Below are 24,264 nucleotides of genomic sequence, written 5' to 3' on the forward strand. Positions count from 1 at the left end.
GACAGACAGCTGTCAGCGCGCCGGGACGTTCCTCGGCGTCGTCGTCACCACTGCGCGCTTGATCATGTCTCCAACGCTAGCAGAGTTCGTCAACCCTGTTCTTCCTCCAGGTCCAGACCGACCGGCCGGATCAGGCCCTCCTGCGCGACCGAGGCGACCAGCACGCCGTCGGAGCTGAAGAGCCGGCCGGTGGCGAAGCCGCGCGCTCCGGAGGCAGACGGCGAGGCCTGGTCGTACAGCAGCCACTCGTCGGCCCGGAACGGCCGGTGGAACCAGAGCGCGTGATCCAGCGAGGCCGGCTGGATCCGCTTGTCGCCGATGATGATGCCGTGTGGCAACAAGCTTGCCCCGAGCAACGTCAGGTCACTCGCATACGCCAAAACGCAAGCATGCAAGGCCGAATCGCCCGGAAGCTTGCCTGCGGCACGAATCCAGAACTGCCGCCCGCTGAGCGCTGCCAGCCGTACGTCGAGCGCGGCCCACTCCTTGTTCCAGTCCTCGGCCTTGCGGCCGGACGCCTGCTCGAAGACCGAGGCCAGCGTCGGCGCCTCCTCCGGCGGAACGAGGTCGGTCGGCATCGGATCGGAGTGGTCCAGCCCGGGCTCGGGACGCTGGTACGACGCCGACATGTAGAAGATCGTCCTGTCGCGCTGCGAAGCGACCACCCGGCGGCTGCTGAACGACTTGCCGTCCCTGATCCGCTCGACCTGGTACTCGATCGGTACTGCGGTGTCGCCCGGCCGCAGGAAGTAGCCGTGCAGCGAGTGCACGACCCGCTCGGGCTCGATCGTGTCGCTGGCCGCCACCAGCGCCTGGCCGAGCACCTGTCCGCCGAAGACCCGCTGGGCCGACGTCTGCGGCTGCCGGCCCCGGTAGACATCGGCATCGAGCTTCTCCAGGTCGAGCAGCTCGACCAGATCCTCCAACGACTCAGGCATGCCACATCCTTACAGACGATCGGCCGGACTCCCTCAGGGAGCCCGGCCGACCTGCGTCACGAGTACTCAGTTGCCGTCGTCGCGGTTCAGTTCGGCCAGAAACTGCTCGACCTCGGCGCCCAGCTCCTCGGCGGAGGGGGTCGCGCCGGCCAGGAGACTGCCGCGGCTGATGGAGCCGGCGGCGGCGTCGTACTGGGTTTCCAGCGCGTTGACCACAGCGGCTGCCTCCTCGGAGGCTTCCACCTGCTCGTCGACCATCCGGCCGGTGACAGCCGCCTCGTCGAGAAGGGCCTTGCTGGGAAGCAGCAGGCCGGTCGCGGCCGAGACGGCGTGGACCAGGGCCAGGGCCGCACCCGGGAAGCGGTTCTCCGCAAGGTAGTGCGGCACGTGCACCGCGAAGCCCATGGCGTCCTTGCCGGCTTCGCCGAGCCGGACCTGCAGCATGGTCGCCGCGCTCGCCGGGAGGCGCATCTCGCCGTCCCAGATGTTCGAACGCGTCACCAACTCCGGCCGGGTCGCGTGCGAGGTCAGGCCGAGCGGCCGGGTGTGCGGCACACCCATCGGGATGCCGTGCACGCCGACGGTCAGCGTCACGTTGTATCGCTCGATCAGCTGCCGCACGGCGCCGGCGAACCGGTTCCAGTGGTTGTCGGGCTCGACACCCTCCAGCAAGAGGAACTCGACCCCGGCGTCGTCCGTCATCAGGTGCAGCGACAGCTGCGGCGGGGTGTAGTCGATGAAGCGGTCCTCGGCGAACGTCACCTCGGGGCGACGCGCGCGGTAGTCGTGCAGCAGATCGACGTCGAACCGCGCCAGCAGGCGGTTGTCCAGTACTTCGAGCAGGTGGTCGGCGGTGACCCGCCCTGCCTGCCCGGCATCCATGAATCCGTCCAGCGAGTGCACCAGCACCTTCGGCGAGGCCGCCGGGCCGGTCGCCACCGACTCGTCGACGATCTCGTAGAGGTCGTCCGGTCGCAGCATCGTCGTCTCCTTCTCGTGGCCAACGGGCGGGTCGGATGTCTCTATCCTGCCCTGTCAGGGTCCAACGTCCGAGCCGCGGGCAGGAATTCCGGCCGCCGGAAAGTTTTCCGGCGGTTGCGGAAACCCTTTCCGGCGCGGGTCCGACGCGGGCAGGACGAGCGCTTTCGGAAAGCGCTTGCTAGGGTGCTCCTGTGCGCACCGAACCAGACCCCGCCCTGCCCACCGCCCAGCCCGGCCCGCCCACCGGCCGGCCCGCCGCCGCGCCGACCACCGCGACCACCGCGGCCACCGCCGGCGAGTCGACCGCTGCCCGGCCCGCTGTGATGCTCGCGATGAACGAGTCGAGCCGGGTCCGGGTGCTGGTTCCGCAGGTCCGGGCCCGGCTCGAGCGCGTCGCCGACGTTCTGCCGGTCGGTCCGGGCGCCGCCTTCCTCGCCGATCCCGCGATCCGGGACGCTCTGGCCGAGACCGAGGTGCTGCTGACCGGCTGGGGCTGCCCGGCGATCACGCCCGAGGTGCTCGCGGCCGCGCCCAAGCTGCAGGCGATCATCCATGCGGCCGGGTCGGTGAAGAGCTTCGTCGACCCGGCCGTCTTCGACCGCGGCATCCAGGTGACCTCGGCCGTCGTGGCCAACGCCCTGCCGGTCGCGGAATTCACCGTCGCCACCATCGTCCTGAGCGGCAAGCGGGCGTTCCGGCTCAGCGCGGAGTACAAGAACTCCCGGCGCAAGCCGGACCCGAGCTTCGTGCCCGGCAACTACGGCAGCACGGTCGGCCTGCTCGGCGCCTCCCGGATCGGCCGGATGGTCGCCGACCGCCTACGCGCGTTCGACCTCGAAGTACTGATCAGTGACCCGTATCTGACCGCCGCCGAGGCCGCTGATTTCGGCGCCGAACTGGTTGATCTGGACGCTCTGTTCAGCCGCAGCGACATCCTGAGCGTGCACGCCCCGCTGCTGCCCGAGACCGTCGGGATGGTCGACGCTCGGCTGCTCGGGCTGCTGAGGGACGGCTCGGTACTGATCAACACCTCACGCGGCCGAATCATCGACGCCGCGGCGCTGGAGAAGGAGTGCCGATCCGGTCGTCTCGATGGCGTTCTCGACGTCACCGACCCGGAGCCGCTGCCGCCGGACTCGCCTTTGCTCGACCTGCCGAACGTGTTCCTGACGCCGCACCTGGCCGGTGCCGTCGGCAACGAGGTCGCCCGGCTCGGCGAATTGGCGGTAGGTGAGGTGGAACGCTTCGCGGCCGGCGTGCCTCTTCACCACACGATCACCGCCGCCGACCTCGGGAGGATCGCATGACCCGCCTCGTGCTCCCCGCCACCGACCGCGTTCTGTCCCGCCAGACCGGCTGGGTCCGGGCCCACTGGGAGGCACTCGCGGATCACCTGCTCGACTCACTGGTCCCCTACACCTCTCCCGGCGCCGCCCGCCTCGTCATCCCCGGCCGGCCCAGTCGCTCGGGAACGGATTCCGACGAACTGGAGGGTTTCGCGCGCTCGTTCATGCTCGCCGCGTTCCGGATCGCCGGGGTCCGCGGCAAAGGGTGCGAGAAGCTGATCGAGCGGTATGCCCGGGGTGTCGCCAACGGGGCGAATCCCGACCATCCGGAGGCGTGGCTGCGCCTCACCCCGCGCTCCCAGCAGATGGTCGAGGCGGCGGCGATCGCGGTCGCGCTGCACGAGTCCCGCGAGTGGATCTGGGATCGGCTCGACACCCGCGCGCAGGAGCACGTGGCCGAGTGGCTCGGTGGCTTCATCGGGTCGACCACGCACGACAACAACTGGCGGCTGTTCCAGGTCGTCAGCGAGCAGTTCCTCGCCTCGGTGGGCGCGCCGTACTCGAAGGAGGACATCGAGGGCGGCCTGGACCGGATCGAGGACTGGTACGTCGGCGACGGCTGGTACTCCGACGGCGACGGGCAGAACTTCGACAACTACATCGGCTGGGCGATGCACCTCTACCCGGGGCTGTGGACCCGGATGGCGGCGGCGACCCCCGGCACGGAGTACGACGATCGGCTCAAGGTCTACCGCGATCGGCTCCAGCTGTTCCTCGACGACGCGGTGCATCTGGTCGGCAACGACGGCGCGCCGATCTACCAAGGCCGGTCGCTGACCTATCGGATGGCCGCGGCAACGCCGTACTGGATGGGGCAACTCCTCGACGCGTCGCCACTGAGCCCGGGTCAGACGCGACGGCTGTGCTCCGGGATCGCACGGCACTTCGTGCAGCACGGGGTGCCTGACGAGCGCGGGCTGCTCACGCTCGGCTGGTACGACACGTTCCTGCCGACGACACAGTCGTACTCCGGCCCGGGCTCGCCGTACTGGGCAAGCAAGGGTTTCATCGGGCTACTGCTGCCGCCGGAGCATCCGGTGTGGAGCGATCCCGAGGAGAGCGTGCCGCTCGACGATGCGGACCAGGTGCGCTCCATGCCAGCGCCGGGCTGGCTGATCCACGCGAGCCGTCACGACCAGTTGGTGCGACTGGTCAACCACGGCGCCGACCACGCTCCCCCGGTCGAGCCTTCCGGCGTCGAGCCCGCGGGCGATCCGCACTACGACCGGCTGGCGTACGCGAACCACGCCGGGCCCGATCTCACCGATTCCTCAGCACGGGTCGACAACCAGATCGCATTGGTCGACCAGCAGGGCCGTACTTCGGTGCGCGGGCGGATCCGGCGGCTCTCCATCGGGGCGCGCTCGGCGGCTTCGTGGCACAAGGCGTGGCTGGGTGAGGACGGTCCGTGGGCGATCGAGACGGCGTCCGTCGTCCATGGCGGCTGGGAGATCCGCTGTTCGCTCGTCGAGGGGCCTGCGGGTGCGCTCGTTCGCAGCGGTGGTTACGCGGTCGCCAGCGACTCCTTGCCCTCGGCAACGGTCGGCGAAGGATGGGCGTCCGCGCGGAACGCCGACGGACTGATGTCGGCGGTGGTCGGCCTGCACGGGTACGCCGAGTCGGGGGTGCATCGTGATCTCGGTGCGAACCCGTTCGGCCCGCACTCGGCCACGCCGTACCTCACCGCGGTCCACGTCGGCGAGCCACTGGTGCTGGTGTACGCCGTCTTGCTGACCAGGGACGCGATCCCTCCGCAGGCGCTTGCGGACGGCATCGAACTGGTCGTGAGCGGTCACGAGATCACGATCACACTGCCCGGTTCAGGAACGGAGACGGTTCGGCTCGGGAACCGCTGAGGTCGTACCGTGGGAGTTATGACCGAAGCCACTACCACCGACACCCTTGCCGAAGCTGTCGCGGCCGAGCCGAGCACGGCGAACCAGGAGAAGTTGTGGAAGGCAACGTTCTCGCTGGAGCGCTGGTGGTTCGTCCAGCGCGGTGAGCCGGACAACCCGCAGCCGTTCGTCGGAGTGCACGCCGATCAGCCGTTCCTGATGGCTTTCACATCGGCGGAGCGGGCCCGGACCTTCGCGGTGGACAACGGTCTGGCCGGTCCGGACGACGAGGTGCTGGTGCTCGCGCTCACGCCGGCCGACGCCGTCGTCCAGGCTCCGGTCTGGCTGCAGCAGGGCATCGCCGCGATCACCTTCGACCACGGCATCGCGGGGTATTTCGCGCCGCTGGGCAACCTGCCGGCGATCCGCTCGCACGTCCAGAACGTCGCGTGACACGGCCTTAGGCGAGCCTCGCCAACGGTGAGTTTTCTCATGCCGGGCACTAGATTGGCCGCCATGAGCACGTACGCGAAACTCCTTCAAGAACAGATCCGCAACGAATTCACGGCGTCCCAGCAGTACACGGCCGTCGCGGTCTGGTACGACGACCAGGACCTGCCGCAACTCGCGGGGCACTTCTACAAGCAGTCGCTGGAGGAGCGCAACCACGCGATGATGATGGTCCAGTACCTGCTGGACATGGACATCCGCCCGCAGATCCCGGGCGTCGGCGACGTGGTGAACGACTTCAAGTCCGCGCTCGAGCCGCTCGAACTCGCGCTGCAGCAGGAGATCACGGTCACCAAGCAGATCGAGACGCTGGCCCGGACCGCCCGCGACGACGGCGACTACGTCGGCGAGCAGTTCATGCAGTGGTTCCTGAAGGAGCAGGTCGAGGAGGTCTCCGCGATGACCACGTTGGTCAACGTCGCGAAGCGGGCCGGTGACAATCTGTTCCACCTCGAGGACTTCCTGGCCCGCGAGGTCTCCAGCGCCAACACCACCGACCCGACCGCCCCAGCCGCCGCCGGCGGAACGGTCTGACCGAGTCCCACCGTGCTCAGGACCGCCGCGTGATCGCGCACGCGGCTGTCCCGGGGACTACCAGGAGCCGCCGCCTCCGCCACCGCCACCGCCGCCGGAGGAGCCGCCGCTGAAGCCGGAGGAACTGCCACCGCCCCCACCACTTCCGGCCGGGGCCGGCGGCGGGTCGAAGGTGCTGGCGACGGTCTGGCTGATGCTTCCGGCCGCGAAACCTGAGTTGTAGTACGAAGGACCGACGTACCAGTAGGGGTCGGGCGGGATCCGCCCGGCGGCGACCAGTTGCGCACAGACCCGCTGCCAGCGATCGGCGAGTTCGAAGGCGATCGCCCAGGGCAGGTACTTGCTGAAGATGTCCTCGCCCTCTTCGAACTTCAGCTGGTCCGCCTCCGCCGTCGCGAGATAGGTCCGGAATCCGATCAGCTGATCGGTGACCGCGCGACCGGCCGGGTTCCGCTGTCCCTGGCCGCGTTTGCCGATCCAGATGCCGATGGCAACGATCACCGCGAGCACCGGGATCGCGACGCTCAGGGCCCGGCCGAGCCCACCCGTCGCGGCACCGATCGCCGTACCGCCGATGCCCGCACCGAAGATCCAGGTGGCGAGGATGCCGAAACAGGCGACCCGGGCGCCGCCGCTGACAGCGGAACCACCGCCGGCCCGCGGCATCCGCAGGTACCACTGGCGTTGCTTGATCTGCTCACGCAGCGCCGCGATCATCGCGTCGTGGGCCTGCCGCATGGAGGTGTCGCCGACCGGCCGGCGTTCGAGGGTGATCTCGGCGCCCGGCTGCAGCGAGGGGAACAGTCCCTGGAGCAGCACCTGCTCGTGCGGCAGCGTGGCGACCGCCGGATTCAGCAGCACCGCCTTCTGCTCGTTGCCGGTGTTGTCGATCCGGATGCCGCCGCGGACCGCGAGATCGATCAGCGTCGCCGCGGTCTCGGTCGTGGTCGCCTTCGCGTCGATCAGCAGGCCACCCTCGGCGACCGGGATCCTCGGCGGCGAGAACGCAACCGGGATCTGGTCCTCCTCGAGGTCGTCCTTCACCGGCTGAGCGTTCATGCCGCTCGGCGGGAACGTGCCCGGCGGCATCCCGGCGAAGCGTTGGTCGCGGTTCCCCTTCTTCGTGTAGACAACGGCGGCCACGATCGCACCGACGGTGACTGCGCCGGATCCGATCACGCCGGGCAGCGTGAGTCCCAGGCGGTCGAGCCAACTCGGCGGGTCGACCACGATCGGGGTGTCGTTGCTGACGACGCCCGGCTTGATCCCGGCGACGATGGTCAACTGCTCGTGCCGGTCCAGGTTGGCTGCGCCGAAGACTGCGTTCCCGCCCACGACCGACTTCTGCGGGCAGTTCTCGGTGGACCCGGGTGGACCGACGAAGCAGTCGACCTGCTGGACTCCTTGTGGGACGTTCACGGTCACGGTGACGCTGCGGAGGACTGCTTCCCAGCCGGTGCCCGTCGCGTCCCAGTAGAGCTCGCTGTGGTCCTTGAAGTGCCGGAGCGCCCCGCGGACGTCGTACGAGATGACGTAGGTCGCCTCGGTACCGGAGATCGTTTCGTCGGCCGAGCCGATCTTGATCTGGATGCTCTGGTCGCGCTGCCCGTTCGACTTGGTGGTCTTCGTCGTGAACTCGTCGCTCGCGCCGCTCGGGCTGGTGACGGCAATGTTCGAGATCTCGTACTTCTGGTCCTTCGATTCGTCGCCGCGGTACTTCTCTCGGGTGATCAGGTTCCGGAAGATGCCGTGCCGGCCGGTGCTGCCGAAGTGGTAGGCGATCGTCTCGTCGACGTGCAGCACGCCGTCCGACTTCACCGTGTAGCCGATTTTCATGCTGGTCACGACGTCGCCGATGTCGGCCTGGCCGGCCGGCGCCGCCGCTGCCGGCGCGGCGCTCGCGAAGCCGGCCAGGACGAGACCGGCGAATGCCGCCGAGACGGCGGTGAAGAATCCCCTACGCATGCGGCGACAGTATCGAGGCGCGGGGTCTGAGCGGTGCACGACGGGCGGTTCAGTCTTCCGGCGTCGGCGAGGCTGCCTGGATCGCGGCTTCGACGAGGTCCGCGGCGGTGGTGGCACGAGTGCGGCGGTTGCGGTCGTAGTACTGCGTGGTGGCGATGCTCGCGTGGCCGACGTCGGCCTGGATGTGCTGGATGCGGGCTTCCTGCTCGAGAGCGATCGTGACGTAGGCGTGGCGGAGGGCGTGCGGGTGGATGCGGTCGGCTACGTCTGCCAGCGCAGGGCCTGCCTGTACTGCGATTCGCCGCAGCAGCGCGTTCATGTCGAAGCGGGAGCACCGGCCGCCGTCGCGGGTTGCGATGAGCGGGGTGACGGCTGCGTTCGTACGGCCTCGTACTGCGGGTGCTGTGGCTTCGGCTGTGCGGTCACGCTCGGCTAGGTAGGTCTCTAGCGCTGCGGAGGCCAGTTCGGTGAGGTAGACCTCGCGGTGGACACCGCCCTTGCCGAGGACGCGCAGCATGGGTTCACCGCCGGAGACCATGAGGTTGTCGCGGTCCAGGCCGACCAACTCGGAGACGCGGAGGCCGAGGGTCAGCAGAGCGACGACGGCTACCGCGCGGGCGGCGTACAGGTTGCGGTGACGAGTGCGGTTGGGCAGGTGCGCCGCTGCGTCGAGCAGGGCTTTGAGTTGCGTTGCGGTGAGGCGGATGGTGGGCGACGCGTCTCGGGCGCTGCGGTTGAGGCCCAGTCGGGAGCGGTTGAGTGCGGCGGGGTTTGCTGGGACTGCGCCAACTTCTGTGAGGTAGGCGTAGAACGCGGAGAGGGTGGACAGCATCCGCTGTCTGGTGCGCTTGCTGGCGCCTGCTGCGTCGAGGGTGTGAAGCCAGGCCTTCACGTGGGCTCCGGTGGCTTCGCGCGGGTCCATTGCGCGCCCTGCACACCACCTGAACCACGCCAGGTCATACAACAGCCCACTTTGAGCAGCAGGAGGCTTCGCTCGTACTACGCCCGCCGCCGCGCCGCCGGCCAGGCTGGTTGCCGCGTCTGACGGCTGCGTTGGGCTCCAGACCGCCCACTCCTGCGGTATGCCCAGGGCGTAGGCGTAGGTCTGCCGGGTCCCCTGGTTCGCGTACTGGGTCAGCCACTCCATCACGAGCCGCTGAAACGCCGCTGCGTCGTCAACACCGGGCCAACTCCCGTCGCCGGCCAGCGTCACCTGATCCCCCGCGCCAGGTGTAGGCACCCCGTCACCTGTGCCGGGGTCAGGCTCCCCGTCACTCGCACCCGGCGCAGGCATCTCGTCACCCGCACCCGCACCCGCACCCGCAGCAGGCACCTCGTCACCTGTGCCGGGCGCAGACACCGACTCCCACACAACCAGCACGTCGCTTATCGGCTCACTGTCTGGGCGGTCGTTCATCGGGTCAGTTTCACTGCTGGTTCGGCTGTTTCAGGGCGGCGCGCCGTCGCGCCCACGAAACGCTGGTTTCGTGGGGTTTTGGTTTGGTTTTGGAAACGCCGGATCGGTTTCGCGGTTTTGCAACCGCTAACTTCTAGGCTGCGCGGTATGGAGATCGGGCGGGAAGACGCGGGGAGATGTGGGTACAGCAAGTGCCGGGCCGAGTTGCCGGCGCCGGGGCTGCAAGGTGGGCGGCCGCGGAGCTTCTGCCGGGACACGCGGTGGGAGGGCGGACGGACTTGTTCGCAGATGGCCCGGGCTGAGCGGGAGGCGCTGGGAGCACTCGGGCTGGATGCCGGCAGCAGCGCCTTCCGGCTGGATGCCGAGCGACTGCGTGACCACCTGGACGCCGTACGCGGGCCGGTGGATGCTCTGACCGCCGCGCTGGCGTCGGTGACGGCTCGGCTGGATGAGGTGGAGGCGGCTGCGGTTGCCGCCGTGGAGACGGCGCACGGCCAGGTGGCCGAGGCTGAGCGCAGCCGAGTCGCCGCCGAGGAGGCGCGGGAGCAGGCGGAAAGCCGAGCTCGGCAAAGTGCGACCAGCGCGGAGAGAGCCGCGAAGGAACGTGCTGAGGCTGTTGAACGCGCCAACGCCGCAGCTCGGCAGGCGCTGCAAGCGACCGAGGCTCTGGGCGCCGCGCGGCAGGAGGCCGACCAGGCGGTCGCTGCACAACGCGCCGCGGAGGTTCTTGCCGGGCGGCTCGAGGAACGGGTCGCGAGCGCGGAGCGGGAAGCGCGCGACACCGCAGTACTGGCTGAGCGGGCGGCGGCGGAACGGGATGCCGCTCACGAAGAGCGCGAGGTACTACGCGCTGAGTTGGTCTCGGAACGCGATCGTGCTCGGGCGGCCGAGACAGCCCAGGCACACGAGGTCGCAGCGCGTCTCGCACTCACCGACAAACTCGCTACCGCCGAACAAGCCCAGCTGGCCGCAGCAACCGCTCTCCGTGAAGCCGCCCACGAACAGACCCGCTCGGAACAGGGGACTCGCGAACTACAAGCCGAACACACAGCCGAGCTCACCCGTCTTCGCGCCAAGCACACCGCAGAACTCACCGATCTGCACGCCGAAGTCACTCGACTGACCACCGAACTCGACCAACTCAAAGCCTCCCAACACACGCCACACCGTCTCCACCCGGACGACCTCCAAGCAGTCCTCACCGCCGTCGCCACTCACACGTCCCCGGTCCACCCCTAGGCGCTTCCTTCCTCAGCCCACACCACGCCCGCCCCACCTGTCAGCCCTGATCCGGCGGAACCGTCTCTCGCTCAGACGTCTGCAGGGGTTGTGCTGGGTGGGCGGTAGGGGGAATGGTGGCTTAACTAGGAGGAACGTCATGGCAGACAAGGCGAATACTTCCCAGGGCGCCGGAGCCGCTCCCAGTGCGGACAGCCCGGCCGCCGTTCGTAACGTGGTCCTGGTCGGCCCGTCGGGTGCCGGCAAGACCACCCTCGTCGAGGCGTTGCTGGTCGCCTCCGGGGTGTTGTCCAGACCGGGATCCGTGCTCGACGGGACGACCGTCTGCGACAGCGACGACGCGGAGATCCGGCAACAGCGGTCGGTCGGCCTGGCACTCGCCTCGCTCCCGCACGCCGGGATGAAGCTGAACCTGATCGACACCCCGGGGTACGCCGATTTCGTCGGTGAGCTCCGGGCCGGATTGAGAGCGGCGGATTGCGCTCTCTTCGTGATCCCGGCGAACGAGTCCGTGGACGAACCGACCAAGGCACTCTGGCAGGAATGCGACCAGGTCGGGATGCCCCGCGCCGTGGTGATCACCAAACTCGACCATGCCCGGGCGAACTACCAGAACGCGCTCTCTGCTGCTCAGAACACCTTCGGGGACAAGGTTCTGCCGCTCTACCTGCCCACCGGTGACGGGCTGGTCGGGTTGCTGTCGCAGACCCAGTACCAGTACGACGGCGGCAAGCGGACCACGCGGGATCCCGACCCGGAGTACGCGGACCAGATCGAGGAACAGCGTGGCACCCTGATCGAAGGGATCATCGAGGAGTCCGAGGACGAGTCGCTGATGGACCGGTATCTCGGCGGCGAGGAGATCGACCAGGACGTCCTCATCGAAGATCTCGAGAGAGCGGTTGCTCGCGGATCCTTCTTCCCCGTCATCCCGGTGTGCAGCGGCACAGGCGTCGGAACGCTCGAGCTGCTCGAGGTCGCGACGAGTGGGTTCCCTTCACCGACCGAGCACCCGGTGGCCGAGGTGTTCTCGCCGCACGGCGTACCGAAGAAGAAGCTGCCCTGTGACCCGGACGGGCCGCTGCTCGCCGAGGTGGTGAAGACGACGTCGGACCCGTACGTCGGCAGGGTCAGCCTGGTCCGGGTCTTCTCCGGCACCATCAGGCCCGACACGACGGTTCACGTGTCGGGCCATTTCACGTCCTTCTTCGGCGAGGGCAACACCCATGTCGATCACGACGAGGACGAACGCATCGGCACGCTCTCCTTCCCGCTGGGCAAACAGCAGCGTCCTGCTTCGACGGTGGTCGCGGGTGATCTGTGCGCGATCGGCCGGCTGACGCGGGCAGAAACCGGTGACACGCTCTCCGACAAGGCCGAGCCGCTACTGCTCAAACCGTGGAACATGCCCGAGCCGTTGCTGCCGATCGCCGTACAGGCGCATGCGAAGACCGACGAAGACAAGTTGTCCGTCGGGCTGCAGCGGCTCGCCGCCGAGGATCCGACGCTGCGGATCGAGCAGAACCCGGAGACGCACCAGATCGTGCTCTGGTGCATGGGCGAGGCGCACTCGGACGTCGTACTGGATGCCCTGGCCAACCGGTACGGCGTGACCGTCGACACCGTGGAGCTTCGGGTGCCGTTGCGGGAGACGTTCGGCGGCAAGGCGAAGGGGCACGGGCGGCACGTGAAGCAGTCGGGCGGGCATGGTCAGTACGCCGTCTGCGACATCGAGGTGGAGCCGTTGCCGGACGGTGTCGAGTTCGAGTTCGTCGACAAGGTGGTCGGTGGGTCGGTGCCGCGGCAGTTCATCCCGAGTGTGGAGAAGGGCGTGCGGGCGCAGATGGAGCGCGGTGTCGGCGCCGGGTATCCGGTGGTCAACATCCGGGTCACGTTGCTCGACGGCAAGGCGCACAGCGTCGACTCGTCGGACATGGCGTTCCAGATGGCGGGTGGACTCGCGCTGCGCGACGCGGCGAACGCGACCAAGGTGAATCTGCTCGAGCCCGTCGATCTCGTCTCGGTGCTGGTGCCCGACGACCTGGTCGGCTCGGTGATGAGCGATCTGTCCGGACGACGCGGGCGGTTGCTGGGTACCGAGCGAGTCGGCGACAACCGCACCTTGGTCAAGGCCGAGGTGCCGCAGGTGGAGATCACCCGGTACGCCGTCGACCTGAGATCGCTCTCTCATGGCGCTGCGTCGTTCACGCGCTCCTTCGTCCGCTACGAAGCCATGCCTGATTCGGCAGCCGCGCGGGTCAAATCCTCCGCTTGATCCAATCGGTGCCGCGGGGCCGGCACGAACACCTACCGGCTGAGCGCGACTGGATCCGGTGCGGTGATCGTGCCGAGCTGGATGCGCGCGCCGTACTCGTCGCGAACGCCCCAGTGCTCGGCGAGCCGAGCGCCGTCGGTGCGGTAGATGTGGGCGGTGGTCATCGAGTAGCTGCCGCCCTCGGCACCCGGTCCGTGGACGGCGTCTCGCCCGACGCCGTGCGCCACGGCACGCAGTACGACCCGATCCTCGGTCGAGAACACGTCCTCGATGTCGTACCTGATCCGAAGGACCTGGGTGACGAAGGTGAGGATCTGCCGGTAGCCGGCCGGCCCGGGCGGCAAGGGGAAAGGCGAACCGTGGTCGACGAAGTCGTCGGTAACGAGGTCGTCCAGGCAGTCGAGGTCGCCGGAGTTGATGGCGTCGAAGACGCGCAGGGCCGCCGCCTGCGCCGGATTGAGGTTCATGACTGGACTCCTCGAAAGATTGGACTATGATTCCAGTGGAATTGGAATCTAGTGAATTGGAGGTCAGGTGGCAAGGGCCTACGACAGCTCCGCTCGCATCGAGGGCGCGCGGCGGACCAGGGCGTCGATCGTGGAGACCGCGCGGGACCTGCTGCTCCAGGGCGGATATCCGGGCATGACAGTGGCCTCGCTGGCAACTGCTGCCGGGGTCAGCCCGCAGACGGTCTACAACTCGGTCGGGAACAAGGCGGCGGTCGTCAAGGCGGTCTACGACCAGCTGATGGCCGGTGACGACGCCGCGGTCCCGATGAGTGAACGGCCGGAGTTTCACGCGATGTTCGAGGCCGGCGATCGGGTCGCCTTCGCCCAGGCGTACGCCGGCTGGGTGCGGGTCCTCGCCGGTCGCGCCGGGCCGTTGCTCGGTGCGCTGCTGGCGCATGGCACCGATGCCACTCTCCTCGAGTTCACGGCGACCATCGAGCACGAACGGTACGTCGGGACGACCCACGCGATCACCGGACTGCGTGACCGGATCGGCCTTCCGGAGCATCACGCGGACGAGGACAGCCTGCACCGGTTGGTCGACGCGGTATGGACCCTGAACTCCCCTGATTGCTACGACCGGCTGGTACGCCGCCGCGGGTGGTCCCCGGCCGAGTACGAGACCTGGCTCGCCCACCAGTTGATCGCCCTGCTGAGCTGACCCAGCAGCTTTGCCACTGGCTCCCCCGCGGGCTCTAGGGTGACGGGATGAGTGAGAACTGTCTTTTCTGTGGCATCGTCGCGGGGTCCATTCCTTCTCAGCAGGTGGCGGAGAACGAGCGGGCGATCGCGTTCATGGACATCAATCCGGCGACTCGCGGGCATCTGCTGGTCGTCCCGCGGGCGCATGCGAAGGACCTGCGGGAGAGCGCTCCCGAGGATCTCATCGCGGCAACTCTGCTGGCGCAATCGCTGGTGACAACCGTGATCGAGCGGCTCGACGCCGACGGCGCGAACCTGCTCAGCTGCATCGGCGCCGAGGCCTGGCAGAGCGTGTTCCACACTCACCTGCACGTCATCCCGCGGTACAAGGACGACCCGCTCCAGCTCCCCTGGCACCCGACCCCCGGTGACATGGACGCCATCGCAGCCACCGCCGCCGAACTCCGCTGATCCCGAAAGTCCAGCCGAGGCTGTAACGCCGTGGCCGGTCATGACACTCCAGGGGCATCAGGACTTCCCGAGCACCTGGAGTGGTCATGTCGAAGCTGGTACGGCGGTTGGTGCCGTTGCAGGTCGCGGCGTTCCTGCAGGGGGTCGGGTTCTGGGTTCCCGTCGAGAAGTTGTTCATGACCGGGATCGGGTTCGATGCGGCGACGATCGGTGTGATGGCGGCCGCGTACGCCGCGTTGGTGCCTGGCGTCGAAGTGATCTCCGGGATCCTGGCCGACCGCTGGTCGCGTCGCGGGGTTCTGGTCGTCGCCGGGGTCGCGATGTTCGCCAGTGTGCTGATCGGCGGACTCAGTCACAACGTGCTCACCTACATCGTCGCCGCGCTCGTGCTCGGCATCTACTTCGCGATGTACTCGGGCACCGTCGAAGCGATGGTCTACGACACCGTGCTCGAGGAGACCGGCGGCAGTACCGCCTACGAGCGGCAGATCGGCAGGATCCGGCTGATCGAGAGCATCGCCCTCGTGCTGAGCGCCCTGGCCGGCGGCTGGATCGCCGCCGGCGCGGGCGCCCGGCTCACCTATTTCCTCACCCTGCCGTTCGTCGTCGTCTCGCTGCTCGCCCTCGCTGCGTTCCGCGAGCCGCACCTCCATGAAACGAGTGAGCGCTCTCCGCTCCGGGAGCATCTCCACGTCACCTACGCCGCGATCACCCGCCGCGGCCGGCTCATCCCGATCGCCGCGGCATCCGTCATGGCGGCATTGTTGCTGCAGGCAATCTTCGAGTTCGGTCCGCTGTGGCTGATCGCGCTCTCTGCGTCGCCCGTGCTGTACGGACCGTTCTGGGCGGGCCTGGTCTCCACACTCGGGGTCGGCGGTCTGCTGGCCGGACGACTGCGGCTCGACAAACCACCGCACGTCGTCCTCGTCGTGATGGCGATGTTGCTGGCCTGCCTGACGATGACCACCAGCCACAACCTCGGCGCCCTCACAGCCGCCATGATCACGCTCACCCTGCTGCTCGTCATCGCGGGAATCCACCTCAGCCGCCTGCTGCACGACGCGGTCCCGTCGACGATCCGGACCGGTGTCGCCTCAGGGATCAGCGCGGTCTCCTGGATCTTCTTCCTGCCGTTCGCCCTCGGGTTCGGTGCCGTGAGCAACGAGTACGGCGTGTACACGGCCGGCTGGATGATCACGGCGGCGGCCGCTCTCGCCGGGGCCGGACTGATCTGGGTGGTCGCCCGCCCGGTCGCCGAGCCGGCCGAGCCTCTCGAAGCAACCGAGGCAACCGCCGCTAGCGAGGCCGAGCAACACGCGGTACTGCGAACCGCCGCGTGACTACTCTGGTGCGATGGAAGGGATTCCGCCGGACGACGTCCTGGTCGCCCGGCTGCGGAGCGGCGAAGAGAGCGCTTTCGCGTTGGTGCTCGACAGCTGGTCCGGTGGCATGCTGCGACTGGCCAGGTCGTTCGTCTCGACCGAGGAGTCCGCCGCCGAGGTGGTGCAGGAGACCTGGCTCGCGGTGATCGAGGGGATCGACCGGTTCGAGGGACGGTCGTCGCTCAAGACCTGGATCTACCGGATCCTGACCAACCAGGCCAAGCGGCGCGGGGTCCGCGAGCACAAGGTCGTCCCCCTGAGCAGCATCCAGACCGGCAGCAGCGCCGACGACAGCGGCCCGACGGTCGACCCGGCCAGATTCCGGCCGCCGGGCGATCCCTATCCAGGGCATTGGTGGGAGTTCCCGGCGAGCTGGCCGACACCCGAGCAAGGCCTGCTGGGAGGCGAGGCCCGGGTGCTGCTGAGCCAGGCTCTGGTGGAACTGCCTGAGCGCCAGCGGGCGGTGATCGTCCTGCGCGACGTCGAGGGCTACTCCTCGGACGAGGTCTGCGACCTGCTCGAGATCTCGCCGGGAAACCAGCGAGTCCTGCTGCACCGTGCTCGCGCTTTCCTGCGAGGCAAACTGGAGGAGTACTACGAGGAGGCGAAGCCGTGACCGATCTCGACTGTCAGCAGTTCGTCGAGCAGGTGACCGCGTTCCTGGAGGGCGGGCTCGACCCCGCCGAAGAGCAGCGATTCGTCGACCACCTCGCCCTGTGCGACGGCTGCGACCGCTACCTCGACCAGGTCCGGCAGACCGTGCACGCCCTCCGCGAGCTCCCCGCGGAAGCGCTCTCTCCGGAGAACCGGCAAGCCCTCCTCAACACCTTCCGCGCAAAGCACTAGCGCCGCGCGACCAGTTCGTAGACAGCCACAAGCTCACCGATCAACACTTCCCAGTCATACCTGCGTACGGCGTTTCGCCCGGCCGCGCGCAGTTTGTCCCGTTCGTCGGGCGACCCCAGAAGCCGCGAGGCACACCGAGCGAGTGCGGCGGCATCGCCCGGCTCGAACAACTCCCCCAGCCGGCCGCCGTCGAGCACCTGCCGGAAGGCGGCCAGATCGCTCGCCAGCACCGGGGCTCCGGACGCCATCGCCTCCAGCAGCACGATGCCGAAGCTCTCGCCGCCGAGATGCGGAGCGACGTACACGTCCGAGCCGGCGAACATGTCCGCCCGCGCGGCATCGTCGATGGCGCCGAGGAAGAGAACGTTCTCCCGGCAGAACTCGGGCAGCGATCGCCGCGCGTCATCGGCCTGTCCCGCACCGGCGACCAGGACACGCAGGCCCGGCCGCTTGGTCACCAAGTGCGGAACGGCCGCGAGCAGAACGCCCAGTCCCTTGCGCGGTTCGTCCATCCGGCCGAGGAAGCTGATCGTGCCGTCGGCGCCCTGCCACTGCGGTCGCGGCCGGCCGTTGAAGCGCGCCGTATAGAGACCGTTCGGGATCACCACGGCCTCGCCGCCGATGTGCTGGACCATCATCGAGCGCGCGTTCTCCGACACGGCGATCCGGGCGTCGATCTTCTCCAGCGCCGGCCGCAGCAATCCGGCCGCGGCGCTCATCGCACGGGATCGCACTTGCCAGGTGTGAAACGTTGCGACGAACGGCCCGTCGCCCGACCACAAGGCGATGATCGACGCGCTCGGCGTGGTCGGCTCGTGGACATGGACGACATCGAAGTCCCCCTCGGCAAGCCACGCCCGCACGCGAGCCGCAGTACGAGGGCCGAAGGTGACGCGAGCGACCGAGCCGTTGTACGGAACGCCGACGGCGTGGCCCGAGCTCACGACGTACGGCGGCGCCGGGTGCTCGTCGTCGACGGGTGCCAGCACGGAGACCTCGTGGCCCCGGGACAGCAGCGCCTCGGCGAGATCGCGAACGTGGTTCTGCACTCCCCCGGGGGTGCCCAGGGAGTACGGGCAGACCAGGCCGATCCTCATCAGTCCACGAAGATCCGTTGCATCATGTGCCAGTCCTGGGGGTGGGCGGCGATCCCCTCGGCGAAGGCGTCCGCGCAGCGCTGGGTCATCGCGGCCAGGCCACCGGCACGCTCGATGGGCTCGTGGAAGGTGATGACCAGCTCCGGGCCGTCGTAGTGCAGCGTGGCCGGGATCAGTGGCGCGCCCGTGCGAACACTCAGCGCCGCCGGACCGGCCGGCATCCGCGACCGCCGGCCGAAGAAGTCGACCGGCACGCCGCGCTCGGACAGATCCCGATCGGCCACCAGGCAGACGAAGCCACCGGCACGAAGGCGCTCGGCCAGTACGCCGAACACGTGCTCGTCGCTGCCGGTGAGCGGCAGGACCTCCATCCCGAGCTTTTTGCGATACGCGACGAACCGGTCGAACAGCGACTCCGGCCGCAGCCGCTCGGCCACGGTCGACACGGGCATCCCGGTCCGGCCCGCCCAGGCGCCCGCGTGGTCGTAGTTCGCGAGATGCGGAAGCGCGCAGATCACGCCGCGGCCGGCCGTGTGCGCGTCGCGGAGCACTTTCTCGTTCACGGTCCGGACCCGGCCGACGATCCGCTCGTCGTCCCATTCGGGCAGCCGAAACGCCTCCTGCCAATAACGCAGGTACGACCGCATTCCGGCCGCGGTCATCGCGTCCAGCTCAGCCGGCGTCGCGGCCGGGCGAACCACGGCGAGATTCGAGCGAAGCCGCTGAACCCCACGACCGTTCCGGCGTACGACGAAGTCGGCGACCCGGTGGAACAACCAGGTGACGACCGACTCCGGCAACCGGCGTACCAGGGCCCAGGCGAGCGCGAACGCCAGGTCGACCGCGCGCTGGCGCAAGCGTTCCACGGCTCAGGAAGTGGCCGGCCGCTGGTTGTCCCCCGGCTGCCCCTCGCCCGGCGTCGTGGGCCCGGCGGTGGGCGGAGTGCCGAGACCTGCGTTGGCCGGGTCGGACAGCACCTGCTTGCGGACGCTCAGCGTGCGCTGGACGACCGTGATCGTGCTGGCCACCGCGAGCACGCACAGAACGATCTCGAGCAGGATCGGCAGGTTGAGCACGTCCGAGAAGAACCCGATCACCAGCACCGACACCAGCCGGTCCGAGCGCTCGGCGAGTCCGCCGCTGGCGTGCAGCCCGAGGCTTTCGGCCTTGGCCCGCGCGTACGACGTGGTCGCGCCCATCACCAGCGCCCACAGGGTGACCGCGGCCATCCATCGCGAGTGGCCCGCGCTGCCGGCGTAGTACATGACGAGGCCGCCGAAGATCGCGCCGTCGCCGAGCCGGTCCAGTGTGGAGTCCAGGTACGACCCCCACTTCGACGAGGTGCCCGAGGTACGGGCCATGTAGCCGTCGATCAGGTCGGAGAACACGAAGCAGGTGATCACCACCACGCCCAGCCAGATGTGGCCGCGCGGGAAGAAGATCAGCGCGCCGGCGCAGACACCGATGGTGCCGACCAGCGTGACGGCGTCGGCGCTCACGCCGAGCTTCAGCAAGAGGTTGGCGATCGGCGAGATCACCTTGGTCCAGAACTGCCGGAATCTGTTAAGCATGGCGACGCGATCGTAGACCAGGCCGCTCACCACCGGATGACAGCGCCACCCCGAAGGCGCACCATTGGCTCACTGGGAGGCGAGATGACCGTACGACGTTGCGCCGTGATCCGGCTCTTTCTCGCCCTAGTGCTGATCACCCTCACCGCCCCCGGCTGCTCCGTCGCGCGCCGGGCGAACGACGCCCGGCCGAACCCTGGCCGGCCGGCGGTGATCGTGCCGGCCGCCGTAGCCCCGCCGCAGCCGGAAGGCCTCGACGGAACCGCTGGAGCACCTGGTCCACAGGTCTGTACTGCGATCAGCACCGCCCTCGGCAAGGAACTCGGCGTCAAGGTCACTGCCAAGCGGTACTCCTGGAACGACGGCGGCCTGCCCGCGCTCGATCTGTGCACTCTCCTGCTCGACGACCGGCCCGTGCAGATCGGCGTCAGCGCGCTCCCGAAACAGCCCGATTCGCTCAGCCGGCTCTCGAGCGGGCTCACCCGCGGCGTCCCCGAGCTCGGCCCGGATGCCCGGCTCGGCACGGCCCGGCTGGCCTTCGCGGCCGGCGACCGAGTCGTCCGCCTCACGTCGCCGGGCGGGATCGACCGCAGTACGGCGACCGGGATCGATCGCGCCAAGGCGGTCGCGATCGGCCTTGCCGTGCGCGCCGCACTACCGGCCGTACTACGGAACGCTCGCCAGGTGGACGCCGCGTGCCAGGTGTCCACCTCGGCGGCGGAGCGATTCGTCGGCGCGCAGGTGCAGTTGCGGCGCGACTACCGGGTGAACGGGGCGCTCACCTGTATCTGGGGCACGTTCGACGCGACCGTGTCGATCGTGGAGTCGTTCGACCAGGAGACGATCCCGGAGATCTCCACGACTCCCCCACCGTCGTTCGCCCCGATCGGCGAACCCGGCTACTACCTGCCTGACCAGGGCGAACTCGTGTTCCGCGAAGGCCGCCGAGTGGTCCGCGTGACCGCGCTGTCCGACCCGGCCAGGCCCGTCTCCCTCGACACCTTGGTAGGCATCGTCGGGCCCCTGCTCCCCCTCTTCATCCGGTGAGCGTGCGGCGCTGCTTCAGTCGGTCGGCCAGGACTTGGCGAGCAGTGCCCGGGTGTCGGAGAGAAGTTGAGGCAGCACCTTGGTCTGGGCGACGACCGGCATGAAGTTGGTGTCGCCTCCCCAGCGCGGCACCACGTGCTGATGCAGGTGCGCCGCGATCCCCGCACCGGCGATCTCGCCCTGGTTCATCCCGATGTTGAACCCATGCGCCGCCGAGACGGTGCGCACGGTCTGCATCGCCTGCTGCGTCAGCTTCGCGACATCGGCCACCTCGGCCTGCGTCAGCTCGGTGTAGTCCGCGACGTGCCGGTACGGAACCACCATCAGGTGACCCGGGTTGTACGGGTAGAGATTCAGCACGGCGTACGCCGACTCCGCGCGCGCCGCGATCAAGCCGTCCGCGTCGGACAGCCCCGGGATCCGGCAGAACGGGCACCCCGAGCCGGCGTCCGTACTCGTCGGCTTGTTCTCGCCCTCGATGTAGGCCATCCGATGCGGGGTCCACAACCGCATAAACGGATCGGGCACGCCGACCCCGTCCCGCCCGGCGAGCTCGTCCGGCTCGTACGGCGAGGTGCCTTGCTCGCCCGGCTGGTCGGCGCCGGGCAGGAGGGGGTTGTCGGTCATACCTGCACGCGCCTCTTCACCGTGTCGACGATCTCGGCGACGGCCTCGGCGATCGGGATGCCGTTCTTCTGTGAACCGTCGCGATAGCGGAACGAAACGGACGCCATGGCCACATCGTTGTCACCAGCGATCAGCATGTACGGCACTTTCGCCTTCTGGGCATTGCGGATCTTCTTCTGCATCCGGTCGTCGGAGGCGTCGATCTCGATCCGGATCCCCTCGGCCTTGAGCTGCGCCGCCACCTCGTACAGGTAGTCCACGTGGCCGTCGGTGATCGGGATGCCGATGACCTGGACCGGCGCGAGCCACGGCGGGAAGACGCCGGCGTAGTGCTCGGTCAGCACCGCGACGAACCGCTCGATCGAGCCGAACAAGGCCCGGTGGATCATCACCGGCCGCTGCCGCGAACCGTCCGGTGCCGTGTACTCCAGCTCGAACCGCTCGGGCAGGTTGAAGTCCAGCTGGATCGTCGACATCTGCCAGGTCCGGCCGATCGCGTCCCGCGCCTGGACGGAGATCTTCGGCCCGTAGAACGCGGCGCCGCCCGGATCCGGGACCAGCTCCAGCCCGGAACCCTCCGCGACCTCGCGGAGCGTCTCGGTGGCTTCCTCCCAGACCTCGTCGGAGCCGACGAACTTCTCCGGGTTCTTGGTCGACAGCTCGAGGTAGAAGTCGTCCAGGCCGTAGTCAGCGAGCAGGCCGAGCACGAAGTTCAGCAACCCGCGCAGCTCGTCGCGCATCTGCTCGCGGGTGCAGTAGATGTGCGCGTCGTCCTGGGTGAAGCCGCGGGCCCGGGTCATCCCGTGGATGACGCCGGACTTCTCCAGCCGGTACACGGTGCCGAACTCGAACAGCCGCATCGGCAGCTCGCGGTACGACCGGCCGCGCGAGTCGAAGATCAGGTTGTGCATCGGGCAGTTCATCGGCTTCAGGTAGTAGTCCTGGCCCTGCTTGCGGATCTCGCCGTCCGGCCCGCGCTCCTCGTCCAGGTGCATGGGCGGGTACATGCCGTCGGCGTACCAGTCCAGGTGGCCCGAGGTCTGGAACAGCTGCGCCTTGGTGATGTGCGGGGTGTAGACGAACTCGTAGCCGTCCTCGACGTGCCGCTGGCGGGAGTAGTCCTCCATCACCTTGCGGAGCACGCCGCCCTTGGGGTGGAAGACCGCCAGGCCGGAACCGATCTCGTCGGGGAAGCTGAACAGGTCCAGCTCGGTGCCCAGCTTGCGGTGGTCGCGCTTGGCGGCCTCCTCCAGGTGGTTCAGGTACGCCTTCAGCGCGTCGCGGGTGTCCCACGCGGTGCCGTAGATGCGCTGCAACTGCGGGTTCTTCTCGCTGCCACGCCAGTACGCCGCCGCGACCCGCATCAGCTTGAAGTTGCCCAGGTAACCGGTGGCCGGGACGTGCGGGCCACGGCACAGGTCCTTCCAGGCGACGGTGTCGTCGCGCCGGACGTTGTCGTAGATCGTCAGCTCACCGGCGCCGACCTCGACGTTCGCCCCCTCGGCCGCGTCCGCCGACGCGGAGCCCTTGATCCCGATCAGCTCCAGCTTGTACGGCTCGGAGGCGAGCTCGGTGCGGGCGTCGTCGTCGGAGACCACCCGGCGGCTGAACCGCTGCCGCTCCTTGATGATCTGCTGCATCTTCTTCTCGAGCTTGCCCAGGTCCTCCGGCGTGAACGGAGTGGCCACGTCGAAGTCGTAGTAGAAGCCGTTCTCGACCGGCGGGCCGATGCCCAGCTTCGCGTCCGGGAACAGGTCCTGCACCGCCTGGGCCAGGACGTGGGCGGTCGAGTGCCGGATGATGGCGAGGCCGTCGACGGAGTCGGCCTTGACCGGCTCGATCTCGTCACCGTCCTCGACCACCCGGGCGAGATCGCGCAGCTCGCCGTTGACCTTGGCCGCGATGGCGGAGCGATCCTGACCGAAGAGCTCGGCGAACAGCTCCCCGATCGTCGTCGTCTCGGTCACACTCCGCTCAGCCTCGCCCTCGACGCCGATCAGATGGACCTTGACTTCCGGCACGTTCACTCCTCAAGTAGGTCGGCCCACAGCAGGCCGTCACACCGGAGATGGTATCCACTCCGCCGCCACACCCCGACGCCCCATCCACAGGCCCGGCGGCCGGCGCGGAACCTGACGAAAATGCCGGTCGCGACGTTTAGGGTGAAAGCGATCGGACGGCCGCATTCGAGGGAGACCAGATGGACAGTGACGAGGTGAGGGTCGAGCGCGACCTCGTCTACGCGACCGTCGACGGGACAGACCTGCGCCTCGACATCTACCGTCCCGCCGAGCCGGACACACCGGTCGTCCTCTACGCGCACGGCGGCGGCTGGGCGCGCGGCGACAGAAGCGAAGACGGCGCAACGCGGCTGGCGCCTCTGGCCGCGTACGGCGTGACGGTGGTCTCGGCCGACTATCGGCTGGCTCCGAAGGCGGTTCTTCCGCAGCAGTTGCACGACCTCAAGGGGGCGGTGCGATGGTTGCGGGCAGAGGGGCCGAAGTTGGGACTCTCCACGCGGCGCATCGGTGTCTGGGGCGCGTCGGCAGGTGCCTATCTGGGGTCGTTGCTGGCTCTGTCCGAAGGAGACAGCGCGCTCGAGGGCGCGGTGGGCGGCAACCTCGAGCAGTCCTCCGCGGTCCAGGCGGTCGTGCACTGGTTCGGTCAGGTCGACCTCGAGGCGTCGGCCGCGCGGAGCCGACTGGAGGCGAAGCTGCTGCCGTTCCGGTTCGAGGCGGACCTGTTGGGCATCGACGATCCGGAACGGCTGGCTGAGCGGGCCCGGGAATGGAGCCTGCTGACCCGCGTCTCGCCGCAGGCTCCACCCTTCCTGATCGCTCACGGCGATCGCGACCGGATCGTTCCACCGGGCCAAGGCTCGGCCCTGCACGAAGCGCTGGTCCGCGCCGGCGTACGGAGCCGGTTCGAGCTCGTCGGCGGCGCAGGCCATGAGGACTCCGAGTTCGACAGCGCGGCGACCCTTGCCAGTACGGCGGCCTGGCTGCGCGCAGTACTGCGTTGACGCGCCACCA

The 24,264-nt window shown here is 68.8% G+C and carries 23 protein-coding genes; 13 read left to right on the forward strand and 10 right to left on the reverse strand.

Annotated features, from left to right (window positions below):
• Positions 1-89: 89 nt before the first annotated feature.
• Positions 90-938 carry an acyl-CoA thioesterase gene (locus tag EV138_RS34300; RefSeq protein ID WP_133984299.1) on the reverse strand — a complete coding sequence of 283 codons (849 nt, stop codon included), beginning with the start codon at positions 936-938 and terminating at the stop codon, positions 90-92.
• 66 nt (positions 939-1,004) lie between these two features.
• Positions 1,005-1,919, reverse strand: a complete 915-nt coding sequence (locus tag EV138_RS34305) for a proteasome assembly chaperone family protein (protein WP_133984301.1) — start codon at positions 1,917-1,919, stop codon at positions 1,005-1,007.
• A 191-nt stretch (positions 1,920-2,110) separates the two neighbouring features.
• Between EV138_RS34305 and EV138_RS34310 the strand changes: the two genes are divergently transcribed.
• The 4 genes from EV138_RS34310 (at position 2,111) to EV138_RS34325 (ending at position 6,144) form a co-directional block, all read left to right on the forward strand.
• Positions 2,111-3,226: a hydroxyacid dehydrogenase gene (locus EV138_RS34310; protein WP_202867043.1), complete on the forward strand. Its 1,116-nt coding sequence runs from the start codon at positions 2,111-2,113 to the stop codon at positions 3,224-3,226.
• The gene (locus tag EV138_RS34315) at positions 3,223-5,121 is read left to right on the forward strand and encodes a DUF2264 domain-containing protein (protein ID WP_133984303.1); all 1,899 of its coding nucleotides are present in this window, start codon (positions 3,223-3,225) and stop codon (positions 5,119-5,121) included. Before EV138_RS34310 ends, EV138_RS34315 begins: the two co-directional genes overlap by 4 nt.
• Before the next feature lie 18 nt (positions 5,122-5,139).
• Positions 5,140-5,553, forward strand: coding sequence for a hypothetical protein (locus EV138_RS34320; protein WP_133984305.1), 414 nt, complete (start codon positions 5,140-5,142; stop codon positions 5,551-5,553).
• A gap of 63 nt (positions 5,554-5,616) precedes the next feature.
• Positions 5,617-6,144 (forward strand): ferritin, encoded by a 528-nt coding sequence (locus EV138_RS34325; RefSeq protein WP_133984307.1) that lies wholly within the window; start codon positions 5,617-5,619, stop codon positions 6,142-6,144.
• 57 nt (positions 6,145-6,201) lie between these two features.
• Here EV138_RS34325 and EV138_RS34330 read toward each other — a convergent pair whose 3' ends face one another.
• Both EV138_RS34330 and EV138_RS34335 read right to left on the reverse strand, forming a co-directional pair.
• Positions 6,202-8,109 (reverse strand): DUF2207 domain-containing protein, encoded by a 1,908-nt coding sequence (locus EV138_RS34330; RefSeq protein ID WP_133984309.1) that lies wholly within the window; start codon positions 8,107-8,109, stop codon positions 6,202-6,204.
• 49 nt (positions 8,110-8,158) lie between these two features.
• Positions 8,159-9,526, reverse strand: coding sequence for a tyrosine-type recombinase/integrase (locus tag EV138_RS34335; RefSeq protein WP_238158556.1), 1,368 nt, complete (start codon positions 9,524-9,526; stop codon positions 8,159-8,161).
• A gap of 147 nt (positions 9,527-9,673) precedes the next feature.
• Between EV138_RS34335 and EV138_RS34340 the strand changes: the two genes are divergently transcribed.
• Positions 9,674-10,765 (forward strand): coiled-coil domain-containing protein, encoded by a 1,092-nt coding sequence (locus EV138_RS34340; RefSeq protein ID WP_202867044.1) that lies wholly within the window; start codon positions 9,674-9,676, stop codon positions 10,763-10,765.
• Positions 10,766-10,904: 139 nt separating this feature from the next.
• Positions 10,905-13,040, forward strand: a complete 2,136-nt coding sequence (locus EV138_RS34345) for an elongation factor G-like protein EF-G2 (protein ID WP_133984311.1) — start codon at positions 10,905-10,907, stop codon at positions 13,038-13,040.
• Between the two features lie 32 nt (positions 13,041-13,072).
• Here EV138_RS34345 and EV138_RS34350 read toward each other — a convergent pair whose 3' ends face one another.
• The gene (locus tag EV138_RS34350; protein WP_133984313.1) at positions 13,073-13,507 is read right to left on the reverse strand and encodes an ester cyclase; all 435 of its coding nucleotides are present in this window, start codon (positions 13,505-13,507) and stop codon (positions 13,073-13,075) included.
• A 67-nt stretch (positions 13,508-13,574) separates the two neighbouring features.
• Here EV138_RS34350 and EV138_RS34355 point away from each other — a divergent pair, with 67 nt between their 5' ends.
• The 5 genes from EV138_RS34355 (at position 13,575) to EV138_RS34375 (ending at position 16,890) form a co-directional block, all read left to right on the forward strand.
• Positions 13,575-14,210, forward strand: coding sequence for a TetR/AcrR family transcriptional regulator (locus tag EV138_RS34355; RefSeq protein WP_133984315.1), 636 nt, complete (start codon positions 13,575-13,577; stop codon positions 14,208-14,210).
• A 47-nt stretch (positions 14,211-14,257) separates the two neighbouring features.
• Entirely contained in the window at positions 14,258-14,662 is a 405-nt protein-coding gene (locus EV138_RS34360) for an HIT family protein (RefSeq protein ID WP_133984317.1), read from the forward strand.
• A gap of 86 nt (positions 14,663-14,748) precedes the next feature.
• On the forward strand, positions 14,749-16,002 hold the full coding sequence (locus EV138_RS34365) for an MFS transporter (protein WP_133984319.1): 1,254 nt from the start codon (positions 14,749-14,751) through the stop codon (positions 16,000-16,002).
• Positions 16,003-16,015: 13 nt separating this feature from the next.
• The gene (locus tag EV138_RS34370; protein WP_133984321.1) at positions 16,016-16,660 is read left to right on the forward strand and encodes an RNA polymerase sigma factor; all 645 of its coding nucleotides are present in this window, start codon (positions 16,016-16,018) and stop codon (positions 16,658-16,660) included.
• The gene (locus EV138_RS34375) at positions 16,657-16,890 is read left to right on the forward strand and encodes an anti-sigma factor family protein (RefSeq protein WP_133984323.1); all 234 of its coding nucleotides are present in this window, start codon (positions 16,657-16,659) and stop codon (positions 16,888-16,890) included. The genes EV138_RS34370 and EV138_RS34375 overlap by 4 nt, the downstream gene beginning before the upstream one ends.
• Here EV138_RS34375 and EV138_RS34380 read toward each other — a convergent pair.
• Genes EV138_RS34380 through pgsA form a run of 3 tightly spaced genes read right to left on the reverse strand, consistent with a single transcriptional unit; the run spans position 16,887 to position 19,558 of the window.
• Complete coding sequence (locus EV138_RS34380) at positions 16,887-17,987, reverse strand: glycosyltransferase family 4 protein (protein WP_133984325.1); 1,101 nt, start codon at positions 17,985-17,987, stop codon at positions 16,887-16,889. The two genes, EV138_RS34375 and EV138_RS34380, sit on opposite strands and share 4 nt — an antisense overlap.
• The gene (locus tag EV138_RS34385) at positions 17,987-18,853 is read right to left on the reverse strand and encodes a phosphatidylinositol mannoside acyltransferase (protein WP_133984327.1); all 867 of its coding nucleotides are present in this window, start codon (positions 18,851-18,853) and stop codon (positions 17,987-17,989) included. Before EV138_RS34385 ends, EV138_RS34380 begins: the two co-directional genes overlap by 1 nt.
• Before the next feature lie 3 nt (positions 18,854-18,856).
• Positions 18,857-19,558 carry a phosphatidylinositol phosphate synthase gene (gene pgsA, locus EV138_RS34390; protein ID WP_238158557.1) on the reverse strand — a complete coding sequence of 234 codons (702 nt, stop codon included), beginning with the start codon at positions 19,556-19,558 and terminating at the stop codon, positions 18,857-18,859.
• Positions 19,559-19,642: 84 nt separating this feature from the next.
• Between pgsA and EV138_RS34395 the strand changes: the two genes are divergently transcribed.
• Entirely contained in the window at positions 19,643-20,605 is a 963-nt protein-coding gene (locus tag EV138_RS34395) for a hypothetical protein (protein WP_238158558.1), read from the forward strand.
• 15 nt (positions 20,606-20,620) lie between these two features.
• Here the strand turns inward: EV138_RS34395 and EV138_RS34400 are convergent, their stop codons facing one another.
• Together EV138_RS34400 and thrS are read right to left on the reverse strand one after the other, a co-directional pair.
• Positions 20,621-21,118 (reverse strand): HIT family protein, encoded by a 498-nt coding sequence (locus EV138_RS34400; RefSeq protein ID WP_238158580.1) that lies wholly within the window; start codon positions 21,116-21,118, stop codon positions 20,621-20,623.
• 110 nt (positions 21,119-21,228) lie between these two features.
• Positions 21,229-23,253: a threonine--tRNA ligase gene (thrS, locus tag EV138_RS34405; RefSeq protein ID WP_202867045.1), complete on the reverse strand. Its 2,025-nt coding sequence runs from the start codon at positions 23,251-23,253 to the stop codon at positions 21,229-21,231.
• A 179-nt stretch (positions 23,254-23,432) separates the two neighbouring features.
• On the opposite strand from thrS, the gene EV138_RS34410 reads away from it, so the two are divergent.
• Positions 23,433-24,254, forward strand: a complete 822-nt coding sequence (locus tag EV138_RS34410) for an alpha/beta hydrolase (RefSeq protein WP_133984331.1) — start codon at positions 23,433-23,435, stop codon at positions 24,252-24,254.
• Positions 24,255-24,264: the final 10 nt, after the last annotated feature.

Origin of the sequence: Kribbella voronezhensis (assembly GCF_004365175.1) — a bacterium.
Lineage (GTDB): Bacteria > Actinomycetota > Actinomycetes > Propionibacteriales > Kribbellaceae > Kribbella > Kribbella voronezhensis.

Excerpts from the sequence above, each read along its gene's own strand:
- EV138_RS34300 (WP_133984299.1), bottom strand. The coding sequence starts at position 938 with ATGCCTGAGTCGTTGGAGGATCTGGTCGAGCTGCTCGACCTGGAGAAG.
- EV138_RS34305 (WP_133984301.1), bottom strand. The coding sequence starts at position 1,919 with ATGCTGCGACCGGACGACCTCTACGAGATCGTCGACGAGTCGGTGGCG.
- EV138_RS34315 (WP_133984303.1), top strand. The coding sequence starts at position 3,223 with ATGACCCGCCTCGTGCTCCCCGCCACCGACCGCGTTCTGTCCCGCCAG.
- EV138_RS34320 (WP_133984305.1), top strand. The coding sequence starts at position 5,140 with ATGACCGAAGCCACTACCACCGACACCCTTGCCGAAGCTGTCGCGGCC.
- EV138_RS34325 (WP_133984307.1), top strand. The coding sequence starts at position 5,617 with ATGAGCACGTACGCGAAACTCCTTCAAGAACAGATCCGCAACGAATTC.
- EV138_RS34330 (WP_133984309.1), bottom strand. The coding sequence starts at position 8,109 with ATGCGTAGGGGATTCTTCACCGCCGTCTCGGCGGCATTCGCCGGTCTC.
- EV138_RS34335 (WP_238158556.1), bottom strand. The coding sequence starts at position 9,526 with ATGAACGACCGCCCAGACAGTGAGCCGATAAGCGACGTGCTGGTTGTG.
- EV138_RS34340 (WP_202867044.1), top strand. The coding sequence starts at position 9,674 with ATGGAGATCGGGCGGGAAGACGCGGGGAGATGTGGGTACAGCAAGTGC.
- EV138_RS34345 (WP_133984311.1), top strand. The coding sequence starts at position 10,905 with ATGGCAGACAAGGCGAATACTTCCCAGGGCGCCGGAGCCGCTCCCAGT.
- EV138_RS34350 (WP_133984313.1), bottom strand. The coding sequence starts at position 13,507 with ATGAACCTCAATCCGGCGCAGGCGGCGGCCCTGCGCGTCTTCGACGCC.
- EV138_RS34360 (WP_133984317.1), top strand. The coding sequence starts at position 14,258 with ATGAGTGAGAACTGTCTTTTCTGTGGCATCGTCGCGGGGTCCATTCCT.
- EV138_RS34365 (WP_133984319.1), top strand. The coding sequence starts at position 14,749 with ATGTCGAAGCTGGTACGGCGGTTGGTGCCGTTGCAGGTCGCGGCGTTC.
- EV138_RS34370 (WP_133984321.1), top strand. The coding sequence starts at position 16,016 with ATGGAAGGGATTCCGCCGGACGACGTCCTGGTCGCCCGGCTGCGGAGC.
- EV138_RS34380 (WP_133984325.1), bottom strand. The coding sequence starts at position 17,987 with ATGAGGATCGGCCTGGTCTGCCCGTACTCCCTGGGCACCCCCGGGGGA.
- pgsA (WP_238158557.1), bottom strand. The coding sequence starts at position 19,558 with ATGCTTAACAGATTCCGGCAGTTCTGGACCAAGGTGATCTCGCCGATC.
- EV138_RS34395 (WP_238158558.1), top strand. The coding sequence starts at position 19,643 with ATGACCGTACGACGTTGCGCCGTGATCCGGCTCTTTCTCGCCCTAGTG.
- EV138_RS34400 (WP_238158580.1), bottom strand. The coding sequence starts at position 21,118 with ATGCGGTTGTGGACCCCGCATCGGATGGCCTACATCGAGGGCGAGAAC.
- EV138_RS34410 (WP_133984331.1), top strand. The coding sequence starts at position 23,433 with ATGGACAGTGACGAGGTGAGGGTCGAGCGCGACCTCGTCTACGCGACC.